We start from the raw sequence: 15,532 nt of genomic DNA, 5'->3' as shown, positions 1-15,532 counted from the left end.
ATTATATAATCACAATACAAAAATGTTATAAACATTCTAATTTGGAATGGCGTAACAATTCCGGTCGAAAGGCGCTGTCGCTGCTGTGTTTGGCGGTGCGTCCCGGCAGGGAGAAGCGTCATCCGGTCGGGCCCAAGGGGGTGGGACTTGACTGCGTCAAGAACTACAGGAGGAAACAATGCCCAGAAATATGACACTGAAAACCAGACTTCTTTCATCCGCCCTGATTCTTAATCTCGGCGGCCTTTATCAGGCGGCGTCCGCGCAGGATGCAGGCAGCGATAGCGACGATCCGGCTTTCGAGGAAATCGTCGTTACCGGCCTGCGCGCCAGCCTGATCAATTCGGTTGGCGTGAAGCGCGACGCGAGCGTGGTGGTCGATGCGATCACCGCTGAAGACATCGGCAAGTTCCCGGACCAGAACGTCGCGGAATCGCTGCAGCGGATCACCGGCGTGACGATCGACCGCAGCGGCGGCGAAGGCCAGCTTCTGACCGTGCGCGGCATGGGGCCGGAATTCAACGCCGTGCTCCTCAATGGCCGCACGCTGGCGACCACCAGCGGTGGCCGCGCCTTCAACTTCGATATCCTGGCGTCCGAGCTGATCAACGGTGCCGAGGTCTTCAAGACCCAGTCTGCCGAGCTGCAGGAAGGCGCGATTGGCGCGACCGTCAATATCACCACGCTGAAGCCGATGAACTTCCCGGGTTTTCAGGCCGTGGGCAGCACCAAGGCGCTTTATGACGGCATGACCGAAAAGGTCCGCCCGCAATTCTCTGGCCTCATCAGCAACACCTTTGCCGACGACACCTTCGGCGTGCTGGCGTCCTTCTCCTATTATAACCGCAAGAGCCGGTATGATCAGGCGAACACCGCCAGCTATTTCAAGACAAGCGCTGACCTCGACGGGGTGAATTACGGCGAGGTTTATTTCCCGCGCAACTATGACCAGATCGCGCAAACCGAAGCGCGCGAGCGCATCAGCGGCACCCTCGTGCTGCAATACCGGCCGAGCGACAATCTTGAAGTCACGGTTGATGGGATCTACTCGCGGCTCGACCTCGATTACCGCCAGGATGTGCTGCCGCACTGGTTTGAAACCGGCACGATCCGCAACCCCGTCCTTGATGAAAACAACACGGTCGTGAAGGGCGATTTTGAAGGTACTTTCGTGGAAACGCTGGTGCGCCAATCAAGCTCCCGCGACGATCTTCTCGGTGGCGGCCTCAATATCGACTGGCAGGTGAATGACCGCTGGAACATGGTTGTGGATGTTTCGAAGTCGCGCGCCGAATCCGATCCCAAGCAGGGCTATTCGGATACAGTTGCCGGTCGTCCGGGCGATTTCTCCTATGATCGCTCGTCGGGTGATCTGGTGCCGACCATCACCTACGCGCCGGCGGACGAAAACGCACCGCTGACCGCGGGCTGGGCTTCGCTGCAAGGCACCCAGATCAAGGACGAAGTCCTCGAAGCCAAGGTCGACAACAGCTACGAATTCTCGGGCGGTCTTCTCTCCGAGATCCGCTTCGGCGGCCATTATTCGGACCGCACGCTCGGCTCCACCTGGGGCGAGACCGAATATCCGCTGCCGTGGATTTTCGGCGACAACAGCACCCGCGTCGTGTTGCCGATGAGCCTGTTCCGCACCTACGATTCCGATGGCTTCCTCTCGGGCGCGTCGGGCTCGCCGACCCAGTCTTGGCTGACCTTCAATTCGGACGAGCTGTTCGCCTTCCTTACCTCGGAAGAAGCCCTGTCGCAGCTTGATGACCCGGACCCGATCCGCGAGCTGATCGCCCGCACCGGCGGGTTCGACATGGTTGCCGATCCTGCGGCCTACAAGGTGAATGAAGAGCTGATGTCGCTCTATGCCGACGCCCACCTTGACGGCGAGCTTGGCAGCATGCCGTGGTCGGCGGTGTTCGGCCTTCGCTATGTGCGCACCGCCAGCACCTCGATCGGCCGTCAGGTCGCCCTTGTGAACCTGATCAATGTCGATCCCTCGAAGCCTAACCAGGTGGTGGCGATCGAATCTGATGACTATGTGCCGGTGCGCGTGAAGAACACCTACAGTGACTTCCTGCCCAGCATCAACGCCAAGCTCGATATCACCGACAGCCTCATCGGTCGTGTTGCCTGGTCGAAGAGCCTGACCCGGCCGGAGCTGGACCAGATGTCGCCGCTGACGAGCTACTCGGGTGGCGAGATCGGGCAGCTGACAGCCTCGGGCAGCAACCCGCTCCTGATGCCCTACAAGTCGAACAACTTCGATGCGTCGCTTGAATGGTATTATTCGGAAGGCAGCTATGTGGCGGTTGCCGGCTTCTACAAGGATGTCGACGGCTATCTCGGCACCGGCGAGGTGAAGGAAAGCGTGACGGTCCCGAGCGGGACGTACGAGTATGAAGTCTCGCGGCCGATCAACCTCGACAGCACCAAGATCAAGGGGCTGGAAATTGCCGTGCAGCATATGTTCACGAGCCTGCCTTCGCCGTTCGATGGCATCGGTATCACCGCGAACATGACCTTCGTGGACAGCTCCAGCAGCACCGATGTGCCGGGCGAAAAGCTGCCGCTGATCGGCCTCAGCAACTCGCAGAACCTGATCCTGTTCTACGAGAAAGGCCCGCTGTCGTTCCGGGTTGCCTACAACAACCGCGACCGCTTCCTGCAAAGCAAGCCGCGCTCCAACCGCGATGGCCATTATGTGGATGATTATTATCAGGTCGATGTCAGCGCCAGCTATGCGATCAACGATAATTTCTCGATCTTCCTCGAGGGCATCAACGTGACGAACGAGCTTTATATCAAGAATGCCGAATTCAAGAACCAGACGCTTGAGGTCACCGAAACCGGCCCGCGTTACACGCTCGGCATCCGGGGCAAGTTCTGATCGCTTCAGGCAGGTGATCAGTTGCTGAAAGAAGAAAGAGGAATGGGTTACATTCCTCTTTCATTCATGCCGGGCCTGCCGGCAAACCGGAGGGGGAAACGATGATCAAGCTTTCATGTCGGCCATTCGCGCTTGCAGCCATTGTTGTGGGGCTTTTCGGCCTCGCACCTGCCCACGCGGGGGACGAGGGCTGGAAAAGCCTCTTTGACGGCGAAAGCCTTGATGGCTGGATCCCCAAGTTCGCCGGTTTGCCGCTCGGCGAGAATTACAAGAACACCTTTCAGGCCAAAGACGGGGTCCTGAGCGTTGTTTATGACGATTACGACCGGTTCGAGGGTCGCTTCGGCCATATTTTCTATCATGTGCCCTACAGCCATTACCGGCTGCGCTTCGAATATCGCTTCCACGGCAAGCAAACGGCAGGGGCGCCCGGCTGGGCCTTCCGCAACAGCGGCGTGATGGTGCATTCGCAGGCGCCGGAGACGATGGCGGTCGATCAGGATTTCCCGGTATCGGTCGAGGTCCAGCTGCTGGGGCAGGAGGGGACAGAAAAGCGCGCCACCGGCAACCTTTGCACGCCGGGCACGCAGGTGGTGCTCGCTGGCCAGCCTGTCATGTCCGACCAGTGTGTCGATTCGTCCTCGCCAACCTTCGCGGGTGACGGCTGGGTGAAGGCCGAGGTCGTGGTGAAAGGTGGCGAGCTTGTGGAACACTGGATCGAGGGCCAGAAGGTCCTTGAGTATGGCGCGCTCAAATACGATCCGGCAGCTGCCGATACGGCGCGCCTCGGGGCCGGCGCCGTGCCGCTCACCAGCGGCTATATTTCCTTCCAGGCGGAAAGCCACCCGGTCGATTTCCGCCATATCGAACTGCAGGTCATCGATGCCGACCAGAAAGACTAGACTGCTGCTGGCGGCAGCGGCATTCGTTTTCGCAGCGCCTTCCGTTCTGGCCGATACGCCTTCAGGGGCGCTGGACCGGCGCGGGGCGCCAGCCGCGATGCTTGATCTCGACGATTATGGCAACCAGCGCTTCAACCCGCTGATGGATGCCGGTGCGTGGCACGGCTATCTGCTGCCCGAAGCTGGCAAGGCCGGCTATTTCGCCGGGCCTTATGTGATCGCTGAGGAAATGCCGCTTTATTTCGGTCGCACCGTCGATGCCTTGTCGCTGAAGCTGGCGGACGGCCGCATCCTGACGCCCAAGGACGCCAGCGACGCGGCGGTGACAAGTGGCCCTGGCATGCTCCGCCAGTCCTACCGGCTCGGTGATTTTGCGGTCACGCTGACGCTTCGCTTCGTTGGCCCCCGTACTACGTTGATCGAAACGGCTGTCCGGAATACCGGCGCGAAGGGCGCGAGCGTCCGTCTGATCTGGCGAAACGAGCTGATGACGGCATGGCGCAAGGGCGAAGATGCCACGCTGCCCGACGGATTTGGTTACACCATAGCTTTCAGCGATACCGGCAGCCGGGTTGCCTACAGTGAAATCCGTGATCCGGCGCATGTGCTGCTGCATGAGGGGGCAGGCTATCTCGTTACCCGTTCGGTGCCCGTGTCGCAGGTGCAGGAGGGTGCTGCCTATAGCGCCGAAACCGCCCCGGTTGAGCTTGCCCCCGACGAAGGAAAATCCTTCTTCGCGGCCCACAGCTACGGCCATGATGCCACCGAGGTTGCAGCCCTTGAAGGCGAGCAGCGCGATATTCTGGCGAAGCCCGAAGCGGCGCAGGCGGCGAGCGAGGCGCGCTGGCAAGCCTGGCTCGCCCGGCTCCCCAAAGATGCGACGCAGGCGTCGGTTGGTATCAAGGCGCTTGAAACGCTTGTCGGCAACTGGCGCGCCCCTGCCGGCGCCATCGCGCATGGTGGGGTGACGCCGTCGAACACCTACCTTTATTTCAGCGGCCTCTGGCCGTGGGACAGCTGGAAGCATGCCTTCGCGCTGGCGCCTGTCGTGCCCGATCTTGCCGCGGCTAACATGCGGGCTATGTTCGCGCACCAGATTGCGGCGGATGATCCGCTGCGCCCGCAGGACGCCGGCATGCTGCCCGATACGGTTTTCTATAACCAGAGCCCGGAGCGGGGCGGCGACGGCCCCAACTGGAACGAACGCAACACCAAGCCCTCTCTGGCGGCATGGGCGGTGTGGGAAATTTTCGAGCGCACCGGCGACAAGGCCTTCCTTGCCGAAATGTACCCCAAGCTGCGCGCCTATCGCGCCTGGTGGTTCCGCAACCGCGATCACGACGGCAACGGCATCGTGGAATATGGCGCGACGGTCGATTCCGCCCACAACGACACCGAAGGCCGGATGACCTTCCGCCTGAAGCCGGGCAATGCAGCAGTACCGGCTGAGTGCGTGGCAGGCGAGCGCGGCTTATACGATTGCAAGGGGGCAGACGCCTACGCCCGGCTCCTTTCCGAAGGCGGTTTCGAAGCCCTTCGGAGCGGCGCACAGGTCGCGGCAGGCTGGGAATCGGGCATGGACAATGCCGCCCGCTTCGGCTTCATCAGCGACGACCAGCTTGCCCGGTATGCGGATCGCACCCATGGCGGCGATATCGCCCGCGCGGCGAAGGACTGGACGGTCGGCATCCTTGAAAACCGCGATGCGGCGGGGGCGCTTGTTGGTTATTCGCTCGATCAGGAAAGTGTGGACCAGAACAGCTATTTGTTCCTTGAGGCCCGGATCCTTTCCCGCATGGCGACGCTTCTGGGGCATGCGGGTGATATTCCGGCTTATCGGGCCGAGGCCGAACGGGCGCGGGACTATATCAACCGCTGCATGTTCGACCCTGAAACCGGCTTTTACTATGACGTCCATATCGCGCCTGCGCCGCTATCCGACGGTTGCGCCGGCCCGCGCGTCACCGCACGCGGGCGGGGCAGCGAAGGATGGACGCCGCTGTTCGCCGGGGCCGCCACCCGAGAGCATGCCGCAGCCGTTGTGAAGGTGATGCTGGACGAGGCTGAGTTTGGCACGCTTGTGCCGCTGCCGACCGCCAGCCGCACCAACCCAGCCTATGATCCGGAGATTTACTGGCGTGGCCGGGTGTGGCTCGATCAGGTCTATTTCGGGGTCGAAGGGCTGAGGCAATATGGCTACACGCGGGAGGCAGACACCCTTGTCGCCCGGCTTTTCAAGAATGCCGAAGGCCTCTCGGACGGTGCGCCGATCCGCGAAAACTATAATCCCGAAACCGGCCATATGCAGGGCGCCACCAATTTCAGCTGGTCCGCCGCCATGCTTCTGATCCTCCTGTCCGGCCAGTGATGACGGCTTGGGCGGCACGAATATCTGTGGCTTGCATGCGAAAATGTAACCGGTTACACTTGCCCATGACACAGGTCAGACTTGTCCCTGGGGAGGGACTATGCGCGGCGTGCCCGCCGCAGGGAGGGAAAACGTGACCGAACAAGAAACCGGCGCCGAAGACGCGCGCCGCGTGGCCAACCTGTCCCGGCGGCAGGTATTGGCCCGCATCACCATGCTGACGGGCGGCGTGCTGGCTGCCCCCCTGATGTCAGCGATCCTTTCTGGGGCCTCAAGCGCCGACGCCAAGGGGCTCGATCTCCTCAGCCCTGACGAGATGGCCTTCGTTTCCGACCTTGTGGAAACCATCATCCCGACAACCGACACACCTGGCGCGATTGCTGCCGGCGTGCCGGATTACATCCATCTGATGCTGGCGCGCTGGTACAAATCCGACGAGCGCAAGGTGATCCTTGATGGCTTCAAGGCCATTGGTGCGCGGGCTCGCGAACGCCATGGGCGCGACTTCACCAAACTTACACCCGCTGAACGGCTCTCCCTCCTGCAGGGGTTTGACGCCGAGGCCTACGGCAGCAGCGAAGGCGAGCATTTCTTCCGCCAGATCAAATCACTGACCGTGGCGGGTTATTACACATCCGAGATCGGGGCGACGCAGGAACTGCTTTACGACCCGGTTCCCGGCCCGTTCGAGGGCTGCGTACCTTTTTCAGAAATCGGCCGCCCCTGGGCGATCAGGGGGATCTGACATGGCAGGACAACCAGAATTTGACGTGATCGTTGTCGGCTCAGGCATTTCGGGCGGCTGGGCCGCGAAGGAACTGACGGAGCGCGGCTTCAAGACGCTGGTGATCGAGCGCGGCAAGAATGTCGAGCACGGCACCGATTATACGGGCGAAGGCAAAGGCCCTTGGGAAACCGAGTTCCGCGACCGGGTCGACCGCAATCTTGCGGAAAGCGACTATCCGATCCAGTCGAAATGCTATGCCTTCAAGGAAACGACGAAGCATTTCTTCGTCAATGACCGCGAAAATCCCTACACGCAGGAGGAAGGTAATCCCTTCACCTGGATCCGGGGTTATCACAAGGGTGGCAAATCGGTGTTGTGGCACCGGCAGAGCTATCGTTTCGGCCCGCAGGATTTCGAATCGAACGCCCGCGACGGCTATGGTAGCGACTGGCCGATCCGGTATGAAGACCTCGCCCCTTGGTACGATCATGTGGAGCGGTTCGCCGGTATTTCAGGCGCGCGCGACGGTGTGCCGCAGCTGCCGGACGGGCAGTTCCAGCCGCCGATCGAGATGAACTGCGCCGAGATCGAAATTCAGCGCCGCATCGCCGAAACCTATGATGACCGCCAGCTGATCGTCGGCCGCTGCGCGCACCTGACGGAACCGACCGAAGAACAGCTGGAACTCGGTCGCGGTCGCTGTCAGTCGCGCAACCAGTGCCAGCGCGGTTGTTCGTTCGGGGCCTATTTCTCTAGTCTCAGCGCCACGCTGCCAGCGGCGGAGCGTACCGGCAACCTGACGATGCTGACCGATGCCATTGTCCATAGCGTGATCCATGACCCGAAAAGCGGCCGTGCGACCGGCGTGCGGGTCATCAACCGGCTGACGAAGGAAAAGAGCGAGCATCATGCCCGCGTGATCTTCATCTGCGCGTCCACCATCGGCTCCACGCAGGTGCTCCTTAACAGTACGTCCGAAGCCTTCCCGAACGGCTTCGCGAATTCGAGCGGGGCGCTTGGCCATTATCTGATGGATCACCTGTCGATGCACGGCGCCTATGGCATCCTCGAAGGGTTCGAGGAGCATTATTACAAGGGACGCTCGCCGACCGGCGTCTATATCCCGCGCTTCAAGAATATCAAGGCGGACGACGCCGACTTCTTGCGCGGTTATGGCTTCCAGGGTGGTGCCTCGCGCGCGGCGTGGAATTCGGTGGCCGATCAGCCCGGTGTGGGCGCGGACCTCAAGGCGGCGGTGCGCAAGCCCGGCCCGTGGGTCTTCCATATCGAAGGCTACGGCGAGATGCTGCCGCGCTATGAAAATTCGATCAGCCTCAACCATAACAAGCTCGATCAATGGGGCATGCCTGTCCTGCATATCGATTGTTCGCTTGGCGACAATGACCGCAAGATGCTGAAGGATATTGTGGAGACCTCCACGTCGATGCTGAAGGCCATCGGGCTGAAGGATGTTGGCTCCTACAGCAGCGATTCGATTGCCGGGATGGCGATCCATGAAATGGGCACGGCGCGCATGGGCAAGGACCCGAAGGATTCGGTCCTCAACCGCTATAACCAGTGCCACGATGTGCCGAATGTGTTTGTCACCGACGGGGCGGCGATGGCCTCGTGCGCGTGCCAGAACCCGTCTCTCACCTATATGGCCATCACGGCCCGCGCGGCAAACTATGCGGCGGACCAGATGCAGGCCGGCCTCCTCTGACCGCTCGGAAAGGAAACAGCAATGCAGATGAACAGGCGTAATTTCCTGATGGCAGCCGCCGCCGGGTTCGGGGCAGCGGCCCTTGGTGGATTGCCGGCGCTGGCTGGTGGCGGACGCGGGCTCGACCGGATCGGCCTGCAGCTTTACACGCTTCGTTCCCTCATGGAGAAGGACGTCGCCAAAACGCTCGCCTTTGTGGCGGAACTTGGCTACCGCGAAGTGGAGTTTGCCGGCTATTTCGATCACACACCCGCCGAGATCAAGGCGATGCTGGCAAGCGAGGGCCTGACGGCGCCTTCAACGCACGTCAGCATGACCCATCTTAACGAGCATATCGATGCGGTGATCGAAACTGCGCTGACGGTCGGACACCGCTATGTGGTGATGCCGTGGCTGGCGCCCGAGGAACGCGGCGGTGCCGACGTTTACCGGACCTATGCCGAGCAGCTGAACCGCGCCGGCGAAGCGTGCCGCAAGGCCGGGCTGACGCTTGCCTACCATAACCATGCATTCGAGTTTGAAGCGGTGGATGGCATCGAGCCCTATGACATCCTGATGGGTGAAACCGACCCCGAGCTTCTGAAAATCCAGCTCGATCTATACTGGACGACCAAGGCGGGCCGCGACCCGCTCGATTACTTCGCGCGCTATCCTGGCCGCTTCGTCAGCTGCCATGTGAAGGATATGCGGGCGGACGGCGAAATGACGGAAGTTGGCAGCGGCACCATCAATTTCTCCCGTATTTTCGCGGCGAGCGAAAAAGCCGGCATCCGCCATTATTTTGTCGAGCATGACGAGCCCGCCGATGCGGCAGCGAGCGTGCGCGCGAGTGTCGAATATCTCAAGAAACTGCGCTTCTGATACCTGTCTTCCCCTCCCTGAAGCGCAAAGCCCGGCAGGCCTTTTAACAGGTCTGCCGGGCTTTTCACTGCCAGCCGGGAGAGAGGGTGCGCGGCCGGTCAGGATTCCGCTTGCAAAGCCGCATCGAGCGTGGCGACCAGCAGGTCCGCCTCCGCCTTGCCGAAGGCCATCGGCGGCTTGATCTTGATGATATTCTCGAACGGCCCGTCGGTGGACAAGAGGACGCCTGCTTCCCGTGCAAACTGCACCACACGGTCAGCCGCTGCCGTGGCAGGCGTGAGCGTTTCATGGTCTTCGACAAGCTCGATACCCACAAACAGCCCGGTGCCGCGCACATCGCCGACGAGCGGATGTTTGCGCAGGCCTTCGAGCCCGGCGAGCAGATGGCGACCTGTTTCAAGCGCATGGGCCTGCAGCCCTTCGCGTTCGATCACATCCATCACCGCCATACCGACGGCACAGGAAACCGGGTTGCCGCCGAAGCTGTTGAAATATTCCATGCCGTTCGCGAAGGCATCGGCAATCGCGCGGGTGGTGACAACCGCCGCCATCGGGTGGCCATTGCCGATCGGCTTGCCGAGCGTGACGATATCCGGCACCACGCCCTGCTGCTCGAATGCCCACATATGGGTGCCGACCCGGCCGAAACCGGTTTGAACCTCGTCCGCGATGCAAAGCCCGCCCGTCGCGCGCGTGGCCGCGTAGGCGCCCTTCAGATAGCCTTCGGGATAGACAACCTGGCCCGCCACGCCGGCAATCGATTCGGCAATGAAGGCAGCCGGGCCTTCGCCGCTCGCGGCCTTCAGGTCGGCGATGCAGGCCTCGACCCCGGCGGCGTAAAGCTTGCCGGTCTCAGGCCCATATCCCTTGTAAGGGCCGCGGTAGGGGTCGGGCAGGGCAGCGATCCGCACATGATCGGGCCGTCCCTTGCCGCCCTTGCGATTGAACTTGTAGGGGCTGATCTCAATCAGGCTCGATGTGTTGCCGTGATAGGCCCAGTCGACCACCACAGTGCCGCGCCGCCCGGTGGCGGTGCGGGCAAGGCGCAGTGCCAGCTCGTTCGCTTCCGAGCCCGAACAGACGAAATAGACGACCGACAGGGGATCGGGGAAGGTGGCGAGCAGCCGTTCGGCATAGCGCTGGATATTGTCGTTCAGGTAGCGCGTGTTGGTGTTCAGCACGGCAGCCTGTTTCGATAGCGCCTGCACCACATGCGGGTGGCAGTGGCCCACGTGGCTGATATTGTTCACGCAGTCGAGGAAGGCGCGGCCCGTTTGATCGTACAACCAGGCGCCCCGGCCTTTTACGATCTTCAGTTTTTTCCGGTAGGAAAGGCTGAGCGACGGCCCAAGGAGACGGCCGCGTTCGGCAATCATGTCCTCGATGCTTTGCGGGTTTTCGGGCGTCGTGACGATGTCGCCGTAAGGGCTGAAACCGGCGGCGCGGCGGGCGAGTGCGACGAGGGCACCCCTGTCCATCGCCTCAAGCTTCGCCAGCAGCTCCATCGCCGGCGCCTGCGAGATCAGCAGATAGTCATTATCGGGGAAATCCTTCGCCCGGTGCGAGGAAATGCACAGGCTCATCACCAGCCGCATGGTGACAAGGTCAAACAGCAGGTCGGCCTCGGCAGGCTCCAGCGGGAAGACCTCGGCATAGGCCGTGATGATCGTGCTGGCGGTGGCGGGCACATCCGCCACATCGAACAAGGCATAGGCGAGCGCGGTGGCGAGCTCATTGATCTGGCGGGCGAAGACCATGTCGCCATAGTCGATGGCGCCGGCGATCGTTTCGCCGTCTGCCGCGACGACGATATTATTGTCATTGAGGTCATTATGGATCACCGCAGCGCGCAGTTCCCCAAGTCGGGGCAGCACATGCTGGCGGTAATGCGCGAAGGCGGCGGCGGCGCGGGCGCGGGTCGCAGGGTCGACGATATCGGCGACATAGGGCTTAAGCGCCGCGACGTTATCGAGATTCCACAGGAAATCGCTGCGATGCGCCTCGGCGTGGCCGAAGCTTTTCAGCGCTTTCGAAAGACCGCCCATATAACGGCCAAGCCCGGCAAAGAGGGCAGGGGTCTTGGGCACCTCGCTGAAAAGCTTGCCTTCGAGATAGGTCAGCAGCCGCACGGCATGCGGTTCGCCCAGTGCCATGTGGGTGGCGATGGCATTGCCGCTGCGGTCCGCAATCAGGCGGGGAACGCCAAGGCCGGGGGCTGCGGTTGCCACATGGGTCAGCGCCGCGTTCTGGAAGGCGAGGAATTCGGTCCGTTCCGCCCGGTTGGCGATCTTGAGCACATAGCGGGCGCCATCCGCATCGATAAGCGCATTCTGGTCGCGTTCGCTGACAAGCGGCGACTGGCGGCCCTGAAGCCCGTAAAGGTGTTCGGCCAGTGCCAGAATCTCGTCACCCGTCAAGGCGGGCGGGGAAGTCCTGAATGTGCTCATACCTGCTGACAACTCCAAGCGGGACATGGGGGCAGTTGGGCCGAATTTCTGGCTCGGCTTCTGCCGCTTTCGATTGTTGTTAACACACCAAAATTGCTGCACAAAGGAAATATGTGATATTTATTCCAAAATAATGCTAGCGTTCACATCTGGCACAGATAGCCCGTTTGCCGGATGCCAGCGCATTATTGGCATGTTCTGCACAATATGCGACAACGAGTTGAATTGCCTGCCTGCTTGGCGATCAGGGGAGATGAAATTTGGAAGCCGGTCAATCCTTGTTCGACTGTATCCGCAACGAGACGGAAAGCTTCACCAAATCGGAACGCAAGGTGGCGCGCGTGCTGCTTGCCGACTATCCCGCCGCGGGCCTGCAAACGGTGGCGGAGCTCGCCAGCCGCAGCGCGGTCAGCGGGCAGACGGTGATCCGCTTTGTTGCCCGGCTGGGGTTCGAAAGCTATCCGGCCTTCCAGCAGCATCTGATCGGCGAGGTGAAGGCAAGGAGCCAGACGCCGCTTTCGCGCTTTGAAGGGCAGGAGCTGCCTCCCGGCGATCATCCGGCGGCAGCTGCCTTTTCGGTGCTTGAAGATGGCCTCAGGGAAACCCTGTCGCGCCTGCCGCTTGCCGAGTTCGACCGCGCGGTCGAGCTGCTGAGTGACCAGAAGCACCCGGTGGTGGCCGTCGGCGGACGCACTTCGCAGCTTGTCGCCCATTATCTGGTGCTGCAGTTGCAGCAGCTGCGCCCGCGCACCGCCTTCGTGGCCGAGGACGCACAGGCGCGGACCCGTGCCCTGATGGAGATGGGCCGCAACACGCTGGCGGTTGTTTATGATTTCCGGCGCTACAGCGAAAGCACCCGCCGCTTCGCCAGTGCAGCTGCCAAGGCCGGCGCAACGGTGCTCTTGATCACCGATCCTTACCTGTCGCCGGTGGCGGAGGTTGCCGATATCGTGCTGCCGGTGCGGATCGAGTTTCCGACCCCGTTCGACAGCCAGGCGGCGGCGGTGGCTTTGAGCGAGGCGCTTGTTGCAGCGGTGACCAACCGGATGGATGGCAGCTTCGCCGATCATATGGCCCGCTATGAGAAATTCCGCAGCCAGCTAAGCGATGACACCAGCACGGCTGGTTGAATTGCAGTATCCGCGACTCGGCTTCATCGAAAAAGCCGGTGAAGCCATAGCCTGACTAATCGAATTCTCCTTAAACGGTTATCTGGTTTTTCAATTATCCGCAGAAAGTCTCGTCCCATATCCTGTGGGCCTCGTGGAAATCTCCACGTCCAGAGGGGAATGGAAGGAGACCAATCATGTCGATATTCAGAAAATCGATGCCTTTACTTGCAGTGCTGGCGATGGGCGTTTCGTCCACGGCACTGGTGAACCCTGCCATTGCGGAGGAGACTGCCGCCAAGACTGCCCATGTGGCAATGAAGGACGGCGGCCCGACCAATGATTACTGGTGGCCGAACCGGCTGGACCTTGACCCGCTTCGGATGAATTCGGCGAAATCCGACCCGATGGGGGCCGGTTTCGACTATGCGAAGGAATTCGCAACCCTCGACCTCGAGGCTGTTAAAAAGGATATCGAGGCGGCGATGACCTCCTCGCAGGACTGGTGGCCGGCTGACTATGGCCATTATGGCCCCTTCTTCATCCGCATGGCCTGGCACAGCGCCGGCACCTACCGCGTGATGGACGGCCGTGGCGGTTCGGACGGCGGCATGCAGCGCTTCGCGCCCTTGAACAGCTGGCCCGATAACGCCAACCTCGACAAGGCCAGGCTCCTGCTGTGGCCGATCAAACAGAAATATGGCGACAAGATTTCCTGGGGCGACCTGATGGTGCTCACCGGGACCGTTGCCATGGAATCGATGGGCTTCAAGACCTTCGGTTTCGCCGGTGGCCGTGTTGATGGCTGGGAACCCGAGGAAGTTTACTGGGGGCCTGAAGGCGAATGGCTTGGCGACAAGCGCTACAGCGGTGAACGCGATCTCGAAAACCCGCTCGCAGCTGTGCAGATGGGCCTCATCTATGTGAACCCGGAAGGCCCGAACGGCGTGCCCGATCCGCTCCTCGCCGCGAAGGATATCCGCGATACCTTCGGTCGCATGGCGATGAATGACGAAGAAACCGTGGCACTGATCGCCGGCGGTCACACCTTCGGCAAGGCGCACGGTGCGGCTGATCCGTCCAAATATGTAGGGGCTGATCCGGAAGCTGAAGGCGTTGAAGCGCAGGGCCAGGGCTGGAAAAGCAAATACAAGTCCGGCAAGGGCGCCGACACGATCACCTCGGGCCTTGAAGGCGCCTGGACGGTGAGCCCCACGCAGTGGAGCATGAACTATCTCGAAAACCTCTATGCCTTCAACTGGGTAAAGACGAAGAGCCCGGCCGGTGCCACGCAGTGGGTCCCCGATGATCCGAACGCGGCAGAGATGGTGCCGGATGCCTACAACCCGGAGAAGTTCCACGCGCCGATCATGTTCACGACCGACCTCGCGCTCCGCGAAGATCCTGAATATGCCAAGATCACCAAACGCTTCCTTGCAAACCCGGAAGAGTTTGAGCTTGCCTTCGCCAAGGCTTGGTTCAAGCTGACCCACCGTGACCTTGGTCCGCGTTCGCGTTACCTCGGCTCCATGGCGCCGAAGGAAGAACTGGCGTGGCAGGACCCGATCCCGGCGGTTGACTACAAGCTTGTCGATGCCGCTGACGTGAAGGACCTGAAGGCGAAGATCCTGTCGTCCGGGCTGAAGACGGATGAGCTTGTCCGTGCGGCATGGTCGTCGGCTGCAAGCTTCCGCGGGACCGACATGCGCGGCGGCGCCGATGGCGGCCGTGTTCGCCTCGCCCCGCAGAAGGACTGGGCTGCCAACGATCCGGCTGAACTGCAGAAGGTGCTGAAGAAGCTTGAAGGCATCCAAAAGGACTTCAACAAGGCCCAGAAAGACGGCACGAAAGTGTCGATGGCCGACCTGATCGTCCTTGGTGGTGCCGCAGCGATCGAAGATGCGGCGAAGAAGGCCGGGCATCCGGTTGAGGTTCCCTTCACGCCGGGCCGCAACGATGCCACGCAGGCGATGACGGACGTCCAGTCCTTCAGCTTCCTGAAGCCGACAGCTGACGGTTTCCGCAACTATTTCGAAGCGGGCAACAAACGCTCGCCCGCCGAAATGCTGGTGGAAAAAGCAGCGCTCCTCAATCTGTCGGTGCCGGAAATGACGGCGCTTGTGGGTGGTATGCGGTCGCTTGGTGCCAATGCCGGCAAAGCGAAGCACGGGGTCTTCACCGACCAGCCGGGCACGCTCAACAACGACTTCTTCGTCAATCTCCTCGATATCTCGACCGAGTGGAGGAAAGCGGAAAAGACCGAAGGCGTTTATGAAGGCCATGACCGGGCAACCGGCAAGCTGAAATGGACGGCAACGCCGGTCGATCTCGCCTTCGGCTCGAACAGCGAGCTGCGGGCGATTGCCGAGGTCTACGCTTACGCTGACGGCGAAGACAAGTTCGTGGGGGACTTCGTGGCCGCCTGGACCAAGGTGATGAACCTCGGTCGTTACTGATCCGGCCTCATAGCTGAACAGGGAAACGGCGGTGCCACTGGCA

The 15,532-nt window shown here is 61.4% G+C and carries 9 protein-coding genes; 8 read left to right on the top strand and 1 reads right to left on the bottom strand.

What is annotated here, in order from left to right:
• The first annotated feature begins 178 nt into the window (after positions 1 to 178).
• The 6 genes from PH603_RS01305 to PH603_RS01280 all read left to right on the top strand — a co-directional run bounded on the left by PH603_RS01305 (position 179) and on the right by PH603_RS01280 (position 9,477).
• Positions 179 to 2,896: a TonB-dependent receptor gene (locus tag PH603_RS01305; protein WP_289504113.1), complete on the top strand. Its 2,718-nt coding sequence runs from the start codon at positions 179 to 181 to the stop codon at positions 2,894 to 2,896.
• 101 nt (positions 2,897 to 2,997) lie between these two features.
• Complete coding sequence (locus PH603_RS01300; RefSeq protein ID WP_289504112.1) at positions 2,998 to 3,798, top strand: 3-keto-disaccharide hydrolase; 801 nt, start codon at positions 2,998 to 3,000, stop codon at positions 3,796 to 3,798.
• Complete coding sequence (gene ygjK, locus PH603_RS01295; protein WP_289504111.1) at positions 3,779 to 6,166, top strand: alpha-glucosidase; 2,388 nt, start codon at positions 3,779 to 3,781, stop codon at positions 6,164 to 6,166. Before PH603_RS01300 ends, ygjK begins: the two co-directional genes overlap by 20 nt.
• A gap of 133 nt (positions 6,167 to 6,299) precedes the next feature.
• Positions 6,300 to 6,911, top strand: a complete 612-nt coding sequence (locus tag PH603_RS01290; RefSeq protein WP_289504110.1) for a gluconate 2-dehydrogenase subunit 3 family protein — start codon at positions 6,300 to 6,302, stop codon at positions 6,909 to 6,911.
• Between the two features lies 1 nt (position 6,912).
• A complete protein-coding gene (locus tag PH603_RS01285; RefSeq protein ID WP_289504109.1) occupies positions 6,913 to 8,616 on the top strand; it encodes a GMC oxidoreductase in 1,704 nt (567 codons plus the stop codon).
• 21 nt (positions 8,617 to 8,637) lie between these two features.
• A complete protein-coding gene (locus PH603_RS01280; protein ID WP_289504108.1) occupies positions 8,638 to 9,477 on the top strand; it encodes a sugar phosphate isomerase/epimerase family protein in 840 nt (279 codons plus the stop codon).
• Between the two features lie 98 nt (positions 9,478 to 9,575).
• Here the strand turns inward: PH603_RS01280 and PH603_RS01275 are convergent, their stop codons facing one another.
• Positions 9,576 to 11,924 carry an aminotransferase class III-fold pyridoxal phosphate-dependent enzyme gene (locus tag PH603_RS01275; RefSeq protein ID WP_289504107.1) on the bottom strand — a complete coding sequence of 783 codons (2,349 nt, stop codon included), beginning with the start codon at positions 11,922 to 11,924 and terminating at the stop codon, positions 9,576 to 9,578.
• Between the two features lie 260 nt (positions 11,925 to 12,184).
• Between PH603_RS01275 and PH603_RS01270 the strand changes: the two genes are divergently transcribed.
• Positions 12,185 to 13,054, top strand: a complete 870-nt coding sequence (locus tag PH603_RS01270; RefSeq protein WP_289504106.1) for a MurR/RpiR family transcriptional regulator — start codon at positions 12,185 to 12,187, stop codon at positions 13,052 to 13,054.
• A gap of 182 nt (positions 13,055 to 13,236) precedes the next feature.
• The gene (gene katG, locus PH603_RS01265) at positions 13,237 to 15,489 is read left to right on the top strand and encodes a catalase/peroxidase HPI (protein WP_353507432.1); all 2,253 of its coding nucleotides are present in this window, start codon (positions 13,237 to 13,239) and stop codon (positions 15,487 to 15,489) included.
• Positions 15,490 to 15,532 lie beyond the last annotated feature (43 nt).

The sequence above is a fragment of the Gimibacter soli genome (genome assembly GCF_028463845.1).
Classification (GTDB): domain Bacteria; phylum Pseudomonadota; class Alphaproteobacteria; order Sphingomonadales; family Kordiimonadaceae; genus Gimibacter; species Gimibacter soli.
This window is presented reverse-complemented; position numbering and strand designations above follow the sequence as displayed.